The sequence below is a fragment of the Cupriavidus sp. SS-3 genome (assembly GCF_035818815.1).
Lineage (GTDB): Bacteria > Pseudomonadota > Gammaproteobacteria > Burkholderiales > Burkholderiaceae > Cupriavidus > Cupriavidus taiwanensis_C.
In genome coordinates, this window is record NZ_JAYLVT010000005.1 from 160,408 (window position 1) to 178,059 (window position 17,652).

Below are 17,652 nucleotides of genomic sequence, written 5' to 3' on the forward strand. Positions count from 1 at the left end.
CTCGTTCATCGCCGCTCAGATCACCGTATCCCACGGCGCCGACAGCCGCATGGCGCCATTGATCAGCCCGACCATCGAATAGGTCTGCGGGAAATTGCCCCACATCTCGCCGGTCACCGGATGGGTATCCTCGGACAGCAGTCCGAGCGGGTTGCGCGCGGCCAGCATGGCCTCGAAGATTTCGCGCGCCTGGTCGCGGCGGCCGATGCGAGCCAACGCGTCGATGCGCCAGAAGGTGCAGATATTGAAGGCGGTCTCGGGCTTGCCGAAATCGTCCGGGGCCTCGTAGCGGCGCATGTAGGGGCCATCGCACAGCGAGGTCTCAAGCGCCTTGACGGTGGCGATGAAGCGCGGGTCGCGCGGGTCGATGAAGTTGACCTCGGCCATCAGCAGCACGCTGGCGTCAAGCTCGCGCCCGCCGAAGCTTTCGGCGAAGGCCTGGCGCGATTCGCTCCACGACTCGGCCAGGATGCGTTCCTTCATGCGATCGGCGTGGCCGTGCCAGTAGGCGGCGCGCTCGGGCAGCACCAGTTTTTCGGCCACCTTGGCGAGCCGGTCGCAGGCGGCCCAGCTCATCAGCGCCGACGAGGTATGCACGCGCGCCCGCGTGCGCAGTTCCCACATGCCGGCGTCGGGCGTGCCGAATACCCGCACCGCCTGCTCGCCCACCGCTTCGAGGCGGCCGAACTCGGCCGCGCCGCCGCGATGCAGCAGCCGGTGGTCATGGAAGGCCTGCGCCGCGCCCAGCACCACATTGCCATAGACGTCGTGCTGGAAGTGCTCCTGCGCCTGGTTGCCGACCCGCACCGGCCCCATGCCGCGGTAGCCGGGCAGGTGGTCGAGCATGCTCTCGGGCAGTTCGCGCTCCAGGCCGATGCCGTACAGCGGCTGGATATGGCCGTCCTGCGACTGCATCACCACGTTGGAGAGCCAGCGCAGGTAGTCCTCCATGGTGCCGACCTCCGACAGGCTGTTGAGCGCGCGCACCACGAAGAAGGCATCGCGCAGCCAGCAGAAGCGGTAGTCCCAGTTGCGGCCGCTGCCCGGCGCTTCCGGAATGCTGGTGGTCATGGCCGCGACGATGGCGCCGGTCTCTTCGTACAGCGACATCTTCAGCGTGATGGCGGCGCGGATCACCGCGTCCTGCCATTCGCGCGGCACCGCCAGGCGTCGGCTCCACAGCCGCCAGTAGGCGGTGGTTTCCTGCTCGAAATCGCGCGCCGTCTCTTCCACGCCGTGCGCCAGGGTCTCGTCCGGGCCCAGGATGAAGTTATGCCCGCGCGTGACCAGGAACGGCGTATGCGACAGCACGTAGGCAAGCGGCGCGTCGGTGGTCATGCGCAGGGTCATGTCGTCGCCGATGTAGCGCACGTGGCTGCTGCCGCGCGTCACCTGCGGCGCCTTGCGACCCCACTCGAAGCGCGGCGCCACCACCACGCGCACGCGCGGCGCGCCGCGCACCGGGCGGATGCGGCGAATCAGCGTGGTCGGCCGGAAATAGCGCCCCAGCCGGAAAAAGCGCGGGGCGAAGTCGGTGATCTCCAGGCAGTTGCCGTGGATGTCCGTCAGCCGCGTGCGCAGCACCGCGGTATTGGGCTCATACCACTGCCGCGACGAATGGAAGTCCTCGATCTCGATCGAGAAATGGCCGGCGTTCTCGCTCGGGTCCAGCAGGGCATTGAACACCGGGTCGCCGTCGAAGCGCGGCAGACAGGACCAGACGATGCGTCCGCGGCAATCGACCAGCGCCGAGATGGCGCAGTTGCCGATCATGCCAAGCGACAGCGACGGATTGGCGAAGCGGGTGCCGCCGTCCACGGTGCGGTTAACGCCTTCGGTCGGCGGCTTGCCCAGCTCCGCCGGGCTGCTCGGATTGGTCACGGCAGGTTCTCCCTTACGATGTCGTTGAGCCCCGGCCCGGGCCCGGCCCGGCCTCGTGGGGCACGGCGCGCGGTGCGCCGGCACTGGCCGATGACGCCAGCGCATGCGCCGAGCGGTGCAGCCAGCTGCGCAGCGCTGCCGGCCCGGGCACGCTCACCGCGGCGACGGTCTCGCGCTGGCCCACCAGCACGCCCAGGCCGCCCAGCTTGCGCACCGCGGCGAAGCCGGGTTCGTCGGTCATGTCGTCGCCGGCAAACAGCGGCACGCGCTGGGCAAAGGGCGCGGCCTTCATGAAGGCCGCGATGGCATCGCCCTTGTCGACGCCGGCCGGCTTGATCTCGACCACCATCTTGCCCGGCAGCGCTTCCAGGCCGACGGCATGGCGCAATACGTCAGTGACCGCGGCATCGACGATGCCGGCCAGCTCGGGCGCCTGCCGGTAATGGATCGCGACCGCGACCGACTTGCGCTCCAGCCGCAGCGCCGGGTAGGCGCGCACCAGCGCTTCCAGGTGGGGGATCAGCGGTTCGAGCCCGGGGGCGTCGGTCTTCGACACCATGCCGCCGTCGGTGCGGAATTCGGCGCCGTGGATGCCGGCCGCGGGCAATTGCAGAGGCTGCAGGAAGTGGTCGAGTTCGATGATTGGCCGCCCCGAGATGACGGCCAGCGCGCCGTCCAGCCGCTGGTACAGCGTGCGCAGCGTGCCGACCAGTTCTGGTTCGACCTGCACCAGTTCGGGCCGCGGGGCCAGGTCGGCCAGCGTGCCGTCGAAGTCGAGAAACAGGGCGGTATTGGGTTCGATTAGCGGTAGCTGTGGCATCGCGTGAAACCGTAACACGTCGTTTTGACCGGCGTCCACCGGACGCCGTCCTACATGGCGCAAGCGCAACCCCGGGCCGATGCAAGTCCGGCGCCGGCCTGCCCGCCCACATTCCCGCCTCGCCGCAAGTGAATGCCGAACCACTCTGTCCGGCGTGACCGTGGTGTGGCGGGCACTGTCGCCAGGGGGCTGCCGGGTCTCACGGCCCGGGTGCGCGAGGCCGGCATCCTTTATCATTGACGGTTTCCGCCAGAATTTCCCGGCTTTTTTGCGCGCCAATGGCGCGCGCCGGCCAGCCCCGAGACCATGACCCGCCAGTCCGCCGCCCGACCCGATTACCTGAAGAAGATCCTGACCGCCAAGGTCTATGACGTGGCGCAGGAGACCGAACTGACCTATGCGCACCAGTTGTCGGCCCGCACCGGCAACTCGGTCTGGTTCAAGCGCGAGGACACCCAGCCAGTCTTCTCCTTCAAGCTGCGCGGCGCGTACAACAAGATGGCGTCGCTGTCGCCGGAAGAGCTCAAGCGCGGCGTGATCGCCGCATCGGCCGGCAACCACGCGCAGGGCGTGGCGCTGGCCGCGGCCCGGCTGCAATGCAAGGCCATCATCGCCATGCCGGTGACCACGCCGCAGGTGAAGATCGACGCCGTGCGCGAGCGCGGCGGCCAGTGGGTCGAGATCATGCTGCACGGCGAGTCCTACAGCGACGCCTACAACCACGCCGCGGTGCTGGAGAAGAAGCACAAGCTCACCTTCATCCACCCGTTCGACGATCCCGAGGTGATCGCCGGCCAGGGCACCATCGCCATGGAAATCCTGCGCCAGCACCCGGGCCCGATCCATGCCGTGTTCGTCGCCATCGGCGGCGGCGGGCTGATCTCCGGCGTCGCCGCGTACATCAAGGCGGTGCGCCCCGAGATCAAGGTCATCGGCGTGCAGACGGTCGATTCGGACGCGATGAAGCGCTCGGTCGATGCCGGCAAGCGCATCGAACTGAAGGAAGTGGGCCTGTTCTCGGACGGCACCGCGGTGAAGCTGGTCGGCAAGGAGACCTTCCGCGTCACGCGCGAACTGGTCGACGACATCATCCTGTGCGATACCGACGCGATCTGCGCGGGCGTGAAGGACGTGTTCCAGGACACCCGCAGCATCCTCGAGCCGGCCGGCGCGCTGGCGGTGGCGGGCCTGAAGGCGTACGCCGAGCGCGAGAAGCTCAAGGGCCAGCACCTGGTGGCGATCGCCTGCGGCGCCAACATGAACTTCGACCGCCTGCGCTTCGTCGCCGAGCGCGCCGAGGTGGGCGAGGCCCGCGAAGGCGTGTTCGCCGTGACCATCCCGGAAGAGCGCGGCAGCTTCAAGCGCTTCTGCGAGCTGGTGGGCACGCGCAACGTGACCGAGTTCAACTACCGCATCGCCGACACCAGCATGGCGCATATCTTCGTTGGCGTGCAGATCGCCAGCCGCGCCGAGAACGACAAGATCGCCGCCAGCTTCCGCAAGCATGGCTTCGACACGCTCGACCTGTCCAATGACGAACTGGCCAAGCAGCATATCCGCTACATGGTGGGCGGGCGCTCGGCGCTGGCGCATGACGAACTGCTGTATCGCTTCGAGTTCCCGGAGCGCCCGGGCGCGCTGATGAAGTTCCTGTCGAGCATGAGCCCGAACTGGAACATCAGCCTGTTCCACTACCGCAACCAGGGCGCCGACACCTCCAACATCCTGGTCGGCATCCAGGTCCCCAAGAACGAGAAGCGCGCCTTCCGCGCCTTCCTTTCGACGCTGGGTTACGTACACTGGGACGAGACCGACAACCCGGTGTACAAGCTGTTCCTGTCCTGATCCCGCCGAGCGCCCATGAGCCTTCCCGAACACTCGCCGCTGGGCAAGCCCTCGGCCTACAAGACCGAGTACGACGCCACCCTGCTGTTCCCGATCCCGCGCCAGCCCAAGCGCACCGAGATCGGCCTGCCCGAGGGCAGGCCGGTGCCGTTCTTCGGCGTCGACATCTGGAACGCGTACGAGCTGTCGTGGCTGAACCTGAAGGGCAAGCCGCAGGTGGCGCTGGCCACCTTCATCATCCCGTCGGACACGCCCAACATCATCGAGTCCAAGTCGTTCAAGCTTTACCTGAACTCGTTCAACCAGACCCGGATTGCCTCGCCCGAAGCGCTGCAGCAGCTGCTGCACCACGACCTGTCCGAAGCCACCGGCGGCACCGTGCAGGTGCGGCTGGTGACCGAAGCCGACCTCGGCACGCAGAAGATGGGCGAACTCGACGGCCTGCTGCTCGACCGCCTCGACATCGAGGTGGACCGCTACGAGCCCGCGCCGGAGCTGCTCAGCGCCGACCAGGAAGAAACGCCGGTGGAAGAAACGCTGGTGTCGCACCTGCTCAAGTCCAACTGCCTGGTGACCGGCCAGCCGGACTGGGGCAGCGTGCAGATCCGCTACGTGGGCGCGCCGATCAACCAGGAAGGCCTGCTCAAGTACCTGATCTCGTTCCGCAACCACAACGAGTTCCACGAGCAATGCGTCGAGCGCATCTTCATGGACGTGATGCGCCAGTGCAAGCCAGTCAAGCTGGCGGTGTATGCGCGCTATACGCGGCGCGGGGGCCTGGACATCAATCCGTTCCGCACCAACTTCAATACGGCGTGGCCGGATAACAAGAGGAATGCGCGGCAGTAGGCCGGCGTTGCCTCTTCGGTAATTCGCGACGGCAGGTTCTCTACCGCGCCGGCTTTCTCCCCTCTCCCGCGCGCGCAAGACGGTATCGTCTTGTGCCAAGTGCGGCGGCAACGTTGCTTGCCGCCCCCCCAAATCCCCCAAAAAGCACATTTCCACTGCGGACGGCCTCGCGCGCGCCCAAGTTGTAACCGCCCTTGAATTAATTAACTCAAAAATTAATATTAGCTGAACACCCCCTTCCGCCGAGCCAGCCGCCATGCCCCGCAAACCCGCTTCTCCCAAGCCCCCCAGGCGCAGCCCGGGCCGCCCGGCGGGCCAGCCCGGCCAGCGCGAGCGCATCCTCGATGCCGCAACCGAACTGTTCTCGCGGCAGGGCGTGCCCGGCACGCCGGTCAAGGCCATCGCGGCGCTGGCCGGCGTTACCCCGGCACTGGTGCACTACTACTTCGGCGACCGCGACCTGCTGCTCGACGCCGTGATCGACGAGAAAGTGGAGCCGCTGGTGGCCCGCTTCTTTGCCGGCGGCCAGCCCGACGACGAACCGCTGGCGATGCTGGTCGGCATCGCTACCCGGCTGATCCGCGCGGTCACGGAGGCGCCGTGGTTCCCGGGCCTGTGGATCCGCGAAGTGGCCAGCGACGACGGCGCGCTGCGCGAGCGCGTGCTCAAGCGCTTTGCGCTCGAACGTGCCGGCGCGCTGATGGCGCCGCTGGCGGCAGCCATCGGGCGCGGGCAGCTCAACCCCGGCCTGGAACCGGCGCTGGTGGTGCCGTCGCTGGTCGGGCTGACGCTGCTGCCGCTGGCCACCACGCATATCTGGCGCCGGCTGCCCGGCGCGGAAGCGGTCGATACCGACGCACTGGTGCGCCATGTCACGGCGCTGCTGACGCATGGGCTGTCCGCGACGCCGGCAACGGCGCAGCCGAAGACGCTCGCAGACGCCGCCAAACGGAAGGGCCGCACGGCCCGGCATTCTCCGGAGTCCGCATGAACCACGCTGCTTCCATCCATCGTCCGCGCCTGCGCACAGCGCTGCGCGCCACTGCCCTGCTCGGCGCCGCGCTGCTTGCCGCCGCTTGCGGCAACGCGCGCACCGATAGCTGGCAGGGCTACGTCGAAGGCGAATTCGTCAGCGTGGCCTCGCCCTTCGCCGGGCGCCTCGACACGCTCTCGGTGCAGCGCGGCCAGCAGGTCGCGCAGGGCGCGGCGCTGTTCGCGCTCGAAGCCGACGACGAGCGCGCCGCGCGCCAGCAGGCCGAAGACCAGCTGCGCGCGGCCGAAGCCACGCTGCAGGACCTGAAGACCGGCAAGCGCCCGCTCGAAGTCGAGGTCAACCGGGCCCAGCTGGCCCAGGCGCAGGCCCAGGCCCAGCGCAGCGCCGCGGCCTTGCGGCGCGACCAGCGCCAGTACGAGATCGGCGGCATCGCCCAGGCGCAGCTCGACGAAGCGCGCGCGCAGGCCAGCAGCGACGCCGCGCGCGTGCGCGAGCTGCAGCGCGATATCGACGTGGCGCGCCTGCCGGGACGCGAGGCGCAGCAGGCGGCGCAGGCCGCGCAGGTGGCGGCCGCGCGCGCCGCGCTGGCGCAGGCGCAGTGGAAGCTGTCGCGCAAGACCGTGGCCGCCACCCAAGCCGGGCTGGTCTACGACGTGCCCTACCGACTGGGCGAATGGGTGCCGGCGGGCAGCCCGGTGGTGCGCATGCTGCCGCCGGGCAACGTCAAGGTGCGCTTCTACGTGCCGGAAACGGTGGTCGGCGCGCTGCGCAACGGACAGGCGCTGCAGGTGCGCTGCGACGGCTGCGCCGCGCCGGTGGCCGCCACCATCAGCTATGTCGCCAACGAGGCCGAGTACACGCCGCCAGTGATCTACAGCAACGAGACCCGGCGCAAGCTGGTGTTCCTGGTCGAGGCGCGCCCCTCGGCCGCCGACGCGCCCAAGCTGCGGCCGGGCCAGCCTGTCGAAGTGGTGCGGCAATGAACACCAGCGCGAACGGCAACGGCCTCGCCATCGACGTGCGCGGACTGAACAAGCACTTCGGCGACAAGCATGTCGTCAACGACCTCAGCATGCAGGTTGCGCGCGGCGAGATCTTCGGCTTCCTCGGCCCCAACGGCAGCGGCAAGACCACCTCGATCCGCATGATGTGCGGACTGCTGACGCCGGACTCCGGCGCGGGCACCTGCCTGGGCTACGACATCCTGACCGAGTCTGACGAGATCAAGCGCCGCGTCGGCTACATGACGCAGAAGTTCTCCTACTGGGACGACCTGTCGATCCGCGAGAACCTGGACTTCGTCGCGCGCGTGTACGGCATGCCCAACCGGCGCGAGGCAGTGGAGCGCGCGCTCGAGGACCTGGGCCTGGCCACGCGCTCGGCGCAGCTGGCCGGCGCGCTGTCGGGCGGCTGGAAGCAGCGCCTGGCGCTCGCGGCGTGCCTGCTGCACGAGCCGGAACTGCTGCTGCTCGACGAACCCACCGCCGGCGTCGATCCCAAGGCGCGGCGCGACTTCTGGGAGCAGCTGCACCGGCTGGCCGCGCGCGGCATCTCGGTGCTGGTCAGCACGCACTACATGGACGAGGCCGAGCGCTGCCACAAGCTGGCCTATATCGCCTACGGCAGGCTGCTGGCGCACGGCACCGCCGATGAAGTGGTGGCAAGCCAGCGGCTGTCGACCTGGAGCGTGGAAGGCGACGATCTCGCGGCGCTGTCGGCGCAGCTGCAGGGCGCGCCGGGCGTGGAGCAGACCGTGGCGTTCGGCACCGCGCTGCACGTGACCGGGCGCGATGCGCAGGCGCTGGCCGACACCCTCGCGCGACTGGCCGGCCCGGGCCGGCGCGTCGAGCAGGCCCAGACCAGCCTGGAAGACGTGTTCATCCACATGATGAGCGGCGCCGAGGACAACATGGCGCGCAAGAAAAAGGAGGCGTCATGACGCCGGCCACTTCTTCAACGCCGGCACGCTTCTCGCTGCAGCGCTGGTGGAGCATCGTGCTGAAGGAATTCCTGCAGCTGCGGCGCGACCGCGTCACCTTCGGCATGATCGTCGGCCTGCCGATCATGCAGCTGCTGCTGTTCGGCTTTGCCATCAACACCGATCCGCGCCAGCTGCCGACCGCGGTGATCGCCGCCGACCAGAGCGAGTTCACGCGCTCGTTCATCGCCAGCATGGAACAGTCGACCTACTTCAAGCTGGTCGGCACGCTGCCCGACGAGCGCGCCGGGCGCGAAGCGCTGATGAAAGGCGAGGTGCAGTTCGTGCTGACCATCCCGCCCGACTTCACGCACCGGCTGCTGCGCGGCGAACGGCCCGCGCTGCTGGTCGAGGCCGACGCCACGGACCCGTCCGCCACTGGCCAGGCTATCGCCGCGCTGCCGCAGCTGCCCTACAGCGTGGCCACGCATGACCTGAAGGGCTCGCTGGCGCCGCTGGCTGGCGGCAGGCCGCCTTTCGAGGTGCAGGTGCAGCGGCTCTACAACCCGGAAGGCATCACCCAGTACAACATTGTCCCTGGCCTGATGGGCGTGATCCTGACGATGACGATGGTGATGATGACCGGCCTGGCAATGACGCGCGAACGCGAGCGCGGCACCATGGAGAACCTGCTGGCCACGCCGGTGCGGCCGCTCGAGGTGATGACCGGCAAGATCGTGCCGTACATCTTCATCGGGCTGATCCAGTCGACCATCGTGCTGCTGGCCGCGCGCTGGATCTTCAGCGTGCCCTTTGTCGGCTCGGTGCTGGCGGTGTACCTGGCGGCGCTGCTGTTCATCGCGGCCAACCTGACCGTCGGCATCACGCTGTCGTCGCTGGCGCAGAACCAGCTGCAGGCGATGCAGCTGACCTTCTTCTACTTCCTGCCCAACATCCTGCTGTCCGGCTTCATGTTCCCGTTTGCCGGCATGCCGGGCTGGGCGCAGGCGATCGGCAACATCCTGCCGATGACCTATTTCCACCGCATGGTGCGCGGCATCCTGCTCAAGGGCAACGGCTGGTTCGAGCTGTGGCCCAATCTGTGGCCGATGGCGCTGTTTATCGTGGTGGTGATGGCGATCGCGGTGCGCTTCTACCGGCGCACGCTCGATTGAAGGAGCTGGCCATGCAACGCCTCACATCCCTGTTCGCCGCCGCGCTGCTGTGCGGCTGCGCGGTCGGGCCCGATTTCCGCGTGCCCGCGCCGCCGCACGACGCCGGCTACGTGCCGGGTCCGCAGCCGGTTGCGACCGTCGCGGCGGACGGTGCCGACGCACCCGGCCAGGCCCACGCGCAGACGCTGGCGGCCGGCGCCGACGTCCCGGCGCAGTGGTGGACGCTGTTCCGCAGCCCGGCGCTGGATGCCACCATCCGCGGCGCGCTGGTGGCCAGCCCGACGCTGGCGCAGGCCCGCGCGCGGCTGCTGGAAGCGCAGGAGAACCTGGCCGCGCGCACCGGCGCGACGCGCTGGCCGGCCATCGACGCGAAGCTGGACACCTCGCGCCAGCAGGTCGATTTCCAGTCGCTGGGCATCACCGGCATCCCCAGCCCCGGCCCGTTCACGCTGTACGGCGCGACGGTGCAGGTTTCGTACGCGCTGGATCTGTTCGGCGGCCAGCGGCGCGAGCTGGAAGGCCTGCAGGCCGTGGTGGACTACCAGCGCTACGAGCTCGAGGCCGCGCGCCTGGCGCTGGCCGCCAACGTCGCCACCGCCGCCATCCGCGAAGCCGGCCTGCGCGCGCAGCTGGCCGACACCGCCGCGATGGTGGCGGCGCAGCAGCGCCAGCTCGGCATCACCGAGGCGCGCCTGCGCGCGGGCGGCGTCGCGCGCGTCGAGGTGCAGCGCCGGCGCGCGGAGCTGGCGCAAACCCAGGCGCTGGTGCCGGCGCTGCAGCGCCAGCTCGATGCCACCCGGCACCAGCTCGCGGTCTACACCGGCCAGACCCCGGCCGCGGCCGCGCTGCCGGAATTCCATCTCGATGCCATGCACCTGCCCGACACGCTGCCGGTAAGCCTCCCCGCGACGCTGGCGCGCCGCCGGCCCGATATCCGCGCGGCCGAGGCGCTGCTGCACCAGGCCTCGGCCAATATCGGCGTGGCCACCGCCAACCTCTATCCGCAGGTCACGCTGAGCGCCAGCGGCGGCACGCAGGCCACCGCGGCGCGCGACCTGTTCAGCAGCCTCAACGTCTGGAGCCTGGCCGCGGGCCTGGTGCAGCCGGTATTCCGCGGCGGCGAGCTGCAGGCGCGCAAGCGCGCGGCGGAAGCGGCGTATGAGCAGTCGCTGGCCGCATACCGGCAAGCGGTGCTGCAGGGCCTGCAGAATGTCGCCGACGCGCTGCGCGCGCTCGAGGCCGACGCCGCCGCGCTGCGCGAACGCGCCGACAGCGCGCGTCAGGCGCGCGATACGCTGGCGGTGGTGTCGGAGCAGTACCGGCTCGGCGGCGTCAGCCAGCTGGTGCTGCTGGATGCCGAGCGGCAGTCGCGCCAGGCCGCGCTGGACCTGGCGCAGGCGCGCGCCGACCGGCTGGCGGATTCGGCGGCGCTGCTGCAGGCGCTGGGGGGTGGGTGGTGGCAGGAAGACGCCGCGCTGGCGGCGGCGCCGCGCTAGCGGCGCTCGAATCAACGGACTCAGGTCTTGTCGCTCTGCGTGTACCAGTAGGTGCGCTTGCGCTTGCCGGCACTGGCGGGCTTCACTTCCTGGCCGCCCAGCGAAGACTTGTCGTCGCCGCCGGTGCCGCCCGCCTTGCCGCCACCGATCAGCACCGGCACCAGCCGGGTCGAGCCATCGGTCTGCGTGACCGATACCATGCCGAATACCGGAGACGGCGGCAGCCCGCCATTGTCGAAGGTGACATAGCGCGGCCCGTTGTTCATGCCCAGCCCGGTCAGGAACGACACCGCGTAGCCGCGCGCCACGCCCAGGTCGGGGTAACAGGCCCCCGGCTCGACCTTGGAAGGCGTGTTGGTGCCGAAGTAGGTGTAGCCCGCCACCGTCAGCGGCGCATTGACCGCCTTCTCGCCGGGGGCGAGCGACAGGTAGAAGCCGCTCGCCACCGCGCTATCGCGGTAGGCCACGCTGGTCGCATCGACCAGATCGGCCTCCCTGATCGCCGCCCACGTCGACGGCGGCTTGCCGTCGACGTTCGGGTCCTTGATCATGTAGAAGCGGTTGCGCACGTTCTGCGCCGCGCCGGGGGTCTGGCTCAGCGAATGGAGTGGCTTTTCGCGGTCGCCCGAGGCGATCATCACGGCGTCGTACTTGCCGGTGGCAACCACATCGGGCGGATAGAGGAACTTGCGCGCGTCGTTGGTGTTCACCGCGCCACCCAGCTGGGCCAGCTTGCCAATGCTCCATGTCGACGGCACGTCGGTTTCCAGCGCGCCGAAGTCGATGCGCCAGACATTGCCGCCCACGTCGCCGACGTAGGCCTTGTCGGCATAGCCGTCGCCGTTGCGGTCGACCACCGCAACGTCCGAAGGGATCGCGCGGCTGTCGATGGTGACGCAGGTACCGGTGGTGATGCCGGCGCAGCTGCCCAGCGCAGCCCAGACCACATCGCCGGTCGCGGCATTGAGCACGATCACGCCGCGGCCCTGCTTGTTGGTCGCGGTGGCATCGCCTTCGAACGCCGGGTCTGCGTCTTCGCCGTCGGGGTCGTAGCCGGCGCCCATGATCAGCACCGGCGTGGCGTAGCCGCGCACGCGCATCACGCGCGGCTGCGACCAGGTCTGGCCCAGTTCCGGGATATCGGCACTGGTCTTGCTCCACAGGTACTTCGGCTGCGCCGGATCGCTGACGTCGAGCGCATACACCAGGCGGCCGCCGCGCCGCGCGGTCAGGTAGATGGTCACCTGCGGCGCGGCCGGGTTGCTCAGGTTCTGGTAGACCGTGGTGGTGCCGTCGAAGAAATAGTCGCGCGGCTTGAACTGGACCTCGGCGGTGTCCTGCGGGCTGCCCGTCAGCCGCACCTCTGGCGCGTTGTTGTAGAGGCGCGCCAGCTTGCCGTAGAACTCGGGCGCGACAAAGCCCCACAGCTCGCCGCCGGCGCGCACCTGGCCGGCGGTGGTGGAAATCGCGCCGGTGCGGTTGCCGTTGACGGCATGGAACACGCCGTCATTGGCGCCGTAGAACACCACCACGCCGGTGCTGCCGCCGTAGTCGACCACCACCGGGCGCGAATGCAGCACGTCGCCGTGGATCGAGCCGCGCACCGTGACGTTGCCGCCGGGGCCGGGCTCGGACTCCTTCTTCGGATCGGTGCCGGTCAGCGCGGCAAAAACGTCCTTGCCGCGCACCCATTCGATCATATTTGCCACGTCCGCCGCGGTGGTCTTCAGCAGCGACGGACCGTCGCCCTCGGTCAGCGCCCTGTTGGCGGTATTGAAGTTGGTCAGCGCCGTGTCCTTGCTGCACTTGGCATTGGCGCAGGTCAGCAGCCGGCGCCCGCTCTGGCTGGTGAGGTAGTCGGCGCGCAGCATTTCGCCGGCGCCGCCCTTCTCGACAATCTCGCCGTCGGGCGCATCCTTGGCGTTGCGCAGTTGCGCCGAGGCATTCTTCCAGAAGCCGTCGGCGGGCCAGTCCGTGACGATACTGGAACTGCCAACCTGCTTTGGCGGATCCTCGGTCCAGTAACTGCGCGCATTGGGCGAGATAAAGCCGGTGCTGGCATTGCTGATCGCGTTCTTTGACGTCTGCTCGGTGCCGCCCGGCGTGCCGGCGTCGAGCAACACCAGGTTGCCATTGGTGTCGTAACCCAGCTTGTATTGCTTGAGGTTGCCGACCCAGCGCGGACGTGCCTTGCCATCGGGGCGGAACATGCCGATGTAGACCTGGTTCAGGTACGAGCCCTGCCCGTTCACGCTGACCGGCAGGCTGACCGAGGCGAACACGTTGTTGACCGCCTGCATCTCGTTGAAGATGTCCTTCAGCGCCTTGGCCAGCGCATCGTCGTCGCCGGCCCGCACCGTGAAGTTGCCACCGCCGCCCTTGCTGGCCATGCTGTTGACGAACTCCAGGTAGTCCAGGCTCTGCTTGCTGCCGTCCGTGACGCCAATGGTGTAGGTGATGATGTTCTGGCGCGTCGCCGTGGCCGAACCCGCGTTGTTGGCGGCGTTCAGGTCCATGCCGTTGAGAAAGCGTGCCCATTCATCGCCCCAGTTGTCGATGTTGTTGGCTCTGGACAGCGGGATCGGTGTCAGCTGCGCGGCGGTGGCGCCCGCCTCCCGGAGCTTGTTGTAGGCATCCTGCCCGGTGTCCTGGGGCTTGCCGTTATTGAGCGCGTTGGCGATGTAGATGATGAAGTTCTTCTGGCACGGATTGCTGATCGGCGACTGGTAGGTGGTGCCGGACAGGCCCGTCTTGCCGGAAAAGAACGCCCACGCTTCCTGCATGGCGCCGCCGACCTGCGAGTTGTTGGAACTGTCCTTGGTGCGGTCGATGCTCTTGATGAACGCCAGCATCTGCTCGCCGCCCGTCTGGTCGAGCAGCACCAGACCGGACGGCGCGGTCGGCGGCGTGACGTTCGGGAAGCGGAACTGGGCGCCGGAGTTATTGCTGCCGCCGAACATCATCACGCCAAGGTTGATCTTGCCGACGGTATTAGGGTCACGGATCAGGTCCGACACTGCCTTGTACAGCGCGCACTGCTCGGCGCCGACGTTGTTGTTCAGGTTGTTCGGACCTACCACGCCCGGGGTTTCGCAATCGACCTGCGCATTGGCGTTCCACGCCGAGGCGTTGTCCAGGATCAGCAGCACGTTCGGGCGCGCGCCGGCGTTGCTCTGCAGGCCGGTGAACAGGTCGATGTCTTCGGCCAGCGCCGCAGGCGCGGCGGCCAGCCCGAGCAGGGCCGTGGCACAGGCTGCATAGGCGCGAAGCCGGCGGGCGGGCATGGACATGCTGGTTTTTCCTTTTAAAGATTTGCGGCGCGCCCGTGGCAATCAGGGGCAGGTGGAGCCATACAGCGTGCGCACGGCCACGCCCTGGTGCACCGTCGCGACCGTGCCGGTGTTGGCGTCATTGACGGTGGCGGCGACATCCCACTGCGTATCGTTGCAAAGCGAGCTGACCACGTTGGCGCCGCCCGGGCCCACCACGAGATTGCCGTTGCCGGTACTGCTGCCGAGCGTGCATTCGGCATCCTCGGGATGCTTCTCCGGATCGATCACCTTGGCTACCGGCTTGCTGGTCACGCAGGTCGGCACGGCCACCTGCGCCACGTAATCCGCGGTGCCGTCGCCGGTCACGTCGACTGGCACGTCCACCGCCACCGGCGCCTTGGTGAAGTCGTCGCTGATCACCTGCTCGATCGCCTGCTGCGCCACGTCGCGTGCCTCGGCGCTGTGCTGCTGGTTGGATGCCACTTTGACGTTGATCAGGCCGGAATTGACCATGGCCACCGCGATCATCAGGAACATCACCATGAACACCAGCGTCACCACCAGCGTGACCCCGGATTGACTGCGGCGCAGCGCGCCGCCGGTTGACTTGGTCATGGTTCTCATCGCAGTGTGGTGCCGGTATGGCGTCATTGCTCTCGCAGGCCGGCCACGTTGACCAGCCGCGCCACCTGGGCGTAGACGTGGCGCTTGTAGCCGTCGTTGAACGGACCCGAGGCCACCGCGCGGCCGATTTCGTAGGTGCGTTTGTCGATATGGCCGCCGGAAGGCTTCAGCGTGCGCGCCAGCAAGTGCACGCGCACGGTGGTGACATTGGCCAGATTGTTGATCACCACGCCCCAGTCATAACCCGGCACCGCGGTGCACACGGCGCTGTTGTTGGCGCGCGGATCGGTCACATAGCAGTCAGCCGAGCCGTTACTGTCCTGGTCCACCCCGTACTGCACATGCATGTCCTGCACGCCCTGCGCCACCGAGCGCGACTGGAACGCGCCGTTGACCAGCTCGGCCATCTTCAGCGTGGGAATGCCGTCGCCGCCGTTGCTGCAACGGTCGCAGCCGGCCAGGTAGAAGATGCGCACCATGGCCCGGCGCAATTCGGCCGGCTGTGCCGCATCGCAGGCCTTGGTGCGCAGCGCGAAGGCCGCCGCGCCGCTGGCGTCGAAGACGAAGTTCTGCGCGTCCTGCGAACACGCCGAGACCTGCAGGTAAGCCGACCCCGGCGCCGGCGCCGCTACCGGCGTGGTCGACACGCGGCGCACCACCAGCACCTCCGAGGTCGCTGCCAGATCCGGCAGGCACGGAGCCACCACGCCGGGCGCATAGCCGGTCAGTGCCAAAGGCACGGTTTCGGCGGTGAACGAGAAGCCCAAAGCAGCCGGGTCGGTCGCGCACAGCGCCGGCTCCGCGGCCTTGTTGCCGCGCGCAATGTTGCCCACACCGAAGAACCCCGCCAGCTCCACCTCGCGCCGGATCTGCTCCAGCGCATAGCGCCCGTTCTCCACCTGTTCAGCCGATTTGGCGAACTCGGTGCGCGACAGGCTGTTGGCGTAATACAGGCTGGCCAGCGCGGTCAGCAGCACCAGGCCGATGGTGATGCCGATCATCAGCTCGACCAGCGAGATGCCGCGCTGGCGGCGCAGGCGCGCGGCGCGGGCCCGGGCGCGGGATGAAGGCACGGAAAAATGCGGCGCGGTCATGACACGGTCCCGAGGGTGCCGATGCGGATCTGCGTGCTGACCGCGCGGCGATAGGCATCGTTGCCGTACTGGTCCTTGCCGCAGCCAAGCGCCGGCGCGGCCGTGGTGGCCAGGCCCTGCCACGCCACGGTGATGCGGTAGACCTGGTCGACCGCGTCGACGGTCTCGATGCAACCGCGCGCGCCGATCATTGCGCCCACCGCTTGCGCGGGATCGACAGCGCTGGCGCCCGGGCGCATCTCGGCGCTGCCGAGCAAGGCCGCGTTCCAGGCCTGCAGGTCGGCGTTGGCGGTGGCGTTCTGCGCGGCACTGCCCTGTGTGCATGCGGCGGGCGGCGCGGCCGCGCTGCCCAGCTGCATGCCGGCGGCGCCGTTGGCATAGCACGCTGCCACCTGGCGGTTGGCGTTAAGGCGCGCGGCCATGTCCTGCAGCAGCGCCAGCGCCTGCACGCGCTGGTAGGACTCCATCTCGGTCTGGCCCGAGCGCGCCACCAGTCCGGCGGTGCCCAGCAGCGCGACCAGCAGGATCACCACCGCCACCAGCACTTCGATCAGCAGGAAGCCGGCCTGCGCGCGGCGCGCCGGCAGGCGCCGCCGCGACATGGCGATGCACGACATGGCGATGCGCGTCATGTGCAGGCTCCGTTGGTGGAGGCGATGCGGCCGGTCTCGCTGACCTGCACGCACACGCGCGTGGTGGCCGAGGTATCGCCGCCGGGCGCGAACTCGAACGTCATCGCCGCGCCGGTCAGCCGGCCGTCGTTGCCAAGCACCAGGCCGCCGGCCGCACTGGGCGTGATGGTCAGCCCGCCATAGGGCCCGAACGAACGTACCGTCTCGGCGCCCGCGCTCACCGTCCACCCTGCCGTCCAGGCGGCGCCGGCCGGTGCCAGCGAGACCGTGGCATTGCGCTTGACCGCTTCGCTGCGCGCCAGCACCAGCGCCGACGCCAGGTCGAGCGAGGCGCTGCGCACGCGCTGGCTGGCGATCAGCGCGGCAAAGGAAGGAGCGGCCGCGACCGCCAGGATCGCCAGCACCGACAACGCGCACAGCAGTTCGATCAGCGTAAAGCCGCGGCGTGCGCGCCGCCGGCGATCATTGGCGCGGGAAAGATTGGGCCGCATGGTCAGTTCCAGCAGTCGGTGCCTGCGCCCGACGCGGACTTGGCGCCGGCGCTGGTCAGCGTCAGCGTGCCGCAATCGGTGTCGCCGAGCTGGCTGCCCCTGGGCGTGGCCACGATGCGGTAGCCCGGCGGCAGCGCCGCGTTCGGTGTCACCGTGACGTCGTAGCGCGTGGCCAGCCCGGCGGGCACCGACATGCCGAGCGCCCCGAGGTTGGCGGCATAGGCGCGGTTGTCGACCAGGAAGCGCTCCTGTGCGCTGGAGACCTCCAGCATGAAGGACTCGATCGCGGCGCGGTTGGAGCGCACCACGTAACGGCTGTAGTTGGGAATGGCGACGGCGGCAAGAATGGCGATGACCGCCACGGTGATCATCACTTCGATCAGCGTGAAGCCATGCGGCGGCCTGCCCCGGCATGGCATGCCGGCAGCCCCCTGAGTCCCGCCAGCTCGGATGCCTGCGTAGGATCCGACCCCCGGGATGCCCCTGAATATGACCCGAAACGGCGGGTTGACCCTCCCACCGAGTCGCACTGCCGGGCTTCTATGTCCCATGCTCGCGCTC

At 68.9% G+C, this 17,652-nt stretch carries 15 protein-coding genes; 7 read left to right on the forward strand and 8 right to left on the reverse strand.

The window, feature by feature from the left end:
* Window positions 1-15: 15 nt before the first annotated feature.
* Together U9J39_RS10335 and otsB are read right to left on the reverse strand one after the other, a co-directional pair.
* Window positions 16-1,881 carry a glycoside hydrolase family 15 protein gene (locus tag U9J39_RS10335; RefSeq protein ID WP_115708103.1) on the reverse strand — a complete coding sequence of 622 codons (1,866 nt, stop codon included), beginning with the start codon at window positions 1,879-1,881 and terminating at the stop codon, window positions 16-18.
* Window positions 1,882-1,894: 13 nt separating this feature from the next.
* Complete coding sequence (otsB, locus tag U9J39_RS10340; protein WP_115708101.1) at window positions 1,895-2,701, reverse strand: trehalose-phosphatase; 807 nt, start codon at window positions 2,699-2,701, stop codon at window positions 1,895-1,897.
* A gap of 306 nt (window positions 2,702-3,007) precedes the next feature.
* On the opposite strand from otsB, the gene ilvA reads away from it, so the two are divergent.
* From ilvA to U9J39_RS10375, 7 genes are all read left to right on the forward strand, one after another.
* The gene (gene ilvA / locus U9J39_RS10345) at window positions 3,008-4,546 is read left to right on the forward strand and encodes a threonine ammonia-lyase, biosynthetic (protein WP_115706203.1); all 1,539 of its coding nucleotides are present in this window, start codon (window positions 3,008-3,010) and stop codon (window positions 4,544-4,546) included.
* 15 nt (window positions 4,547-4,561) lie between these two features.
* On the forward strand, window positions 4,562-5,395 hold the full coding sequence (queF, locus tag U9J39_RS10350) for an NADPH-dependent 7-cyano-7-deazaguanine reductase QueF (RefSeq protein ID WP_111518284.1): 834 nt from the start codon (window positions 4,562-4,564) through the stop codon (window positions 5,393-5,395).
* Between the two features lie 256 nt (window positions 5,396-5,651).
* Window positions 5,652-6,386 (forward strand): TetR/AcrR family transcriptional regulator, encoded by a 735-nt coding sequence (locus U9J39_RS10355; RefSeq protein WP_115708099.1) that lies wholly within the window; start codon window positions 5,652-5,654, stop codon window positions 6,384-6,386.
* On the forward strand, window positions 6,383-7,372 hold the full coding sequence (locus U9J39_RS10360) for an HlyD family secretion protein (RefSeq protein ID WP_326347008.1): 990 nt from the start codon (window positions 6,383-6,385) through the stop codon (window positions 7,370-7,372). The genes U9J39_RS10355 and U9J39_RS10360 overlap by 4 nt, the downstream gene beginning before the upstream one ends.
* Window positions 7,369-8,328, forward strand: coding sequence for an ABC transporter ATP-binding protein (locus U9J39_RS10365; RefSeq protein ID WP_115708095.1), 960 nt, complete (start codon window positions 7,369-7,371; stop codon window positions 8,326-8,328). Before U9J39_RS10360 ends, U9J39_RS10365 begins: the two co-directional genes overlap by 4 nt.
* Window positions 8,325-9,482, forward strand: coding sequence for an ABC transporter permease (locus U9J39_RS10370; RefSeq protein WP_115708093.1), 1,158 nt, complete (start codon window positions 8,325-8,327; stop codon window positions 9,480-9,482). Before U9J39_RS10365 ends, U9J39_RS10370 begins: the two co-directional genes overlap by 4 nt.
* A gap of 11 nt (window positions 9,483-9,493) precedes the next feature.
* The gene (locus U9J39_RS10375; protein WP_326347009.1) at window positions 9,494-10,978 is read left to right on the forward strand and encodes an efflux transporter outer membrane subunit; all 1,485 of its coding nucleotides are present in this window, start codon (window positions 9,494-9,496) and stop codon (window positions 10,976-10,978) included.
* Between the two features lie 20 nt (window positions 10,979-10,998).
* On the opposite strand, the gene U9J39_RS10380 is transcribed toward U9J39_RS10375, so the two are convergent.
* Genes U9J39_RS10380 through U9J39_RS10405 form a run of 6 tightly spaced genes read right to left on the reverse strand, consistent with a single transcriptional unit; the run spans window position 10,999 to window position 17,510 of the window.
* Window positions 10,999-14,268 (reverse strand): pilus assembly protein, encoded by a 3,270-nt coding sequence (locus U9J39_RS10380; RefSeq protein ID WP_116312125.1) that lies wholly within the window; start codon window positions 14,266-14,268, stop codon window positions 10,999-11,001.
* A 42-nt stretch (window positions 14,269-14,310) separates the two neighbouring features.
* Window positions 14,311-14,865 (reverse strand): pilus assembly PilX family protein, encoded by a 555-nt coding sequence (locus U9J39_RS10385; RefSeq protein ID WP_115679334.1) that lies wholly within the window; start codon window positions 14,863-14,865, stop codon window positions 14,311-14,313.
* A gap of 32 nt (window positions 14,866-14,897) precedes the next feature.
* On the reverse strand, window positions 14,898-15,968 hold the full coding sequence (locus tag U9J39_RS10390) for a PilW family protein (RefSeq protein WP_326347010.1): 1,071 nt from the start codon (window positions 15,966-15,968) through the stop codon (window positions 14,898-14,900).
* Window positions 15,965-16,600 (reverse strand): type IV pilus modification protein PilV, encoded by a 636-nt coding sequence (pilV, locus tag U9J39_RS10395; RefSeq protein WP_172581720.1) that lies wholly within the window; start codon window positions 16,598-16,600, stop codon window positions 15,965-15,967. The genes U9J39_RS10390 and pilV overlap by 4 nt, the downstream gene beginning before the upstream one ends.
* Complete coding sequence (locus U9J39_RS10400; RefSeq protein ID WP_115708088.1) at window positions 16,597-17,091, reverse strand: GspH/FimT family pseudopilin; 495 nt, start codon at window positions 17,089-17,091, stop codon at window positions 16,597-16,599. Before U9J39_RS10400 ends, pilV begins: the two co-directional genes overlap by 4 nt.
* A gap of 2 nt (window positions 17,092-17,093) precedes the next feature.
* Window positions 17,094-17,510: a type IV pilin protein gene (locus U9J39_RS10405; RefSeq protein WP_240073696.1), complete on the reverse strand. Its 417-nt coding sequence runs from the start codon at window positions 17,508-17,510 to the stop codon at window positions 17,094-17,096.
* Window positions 17,511-17,652: the final 142 nt, after the last annotated feature.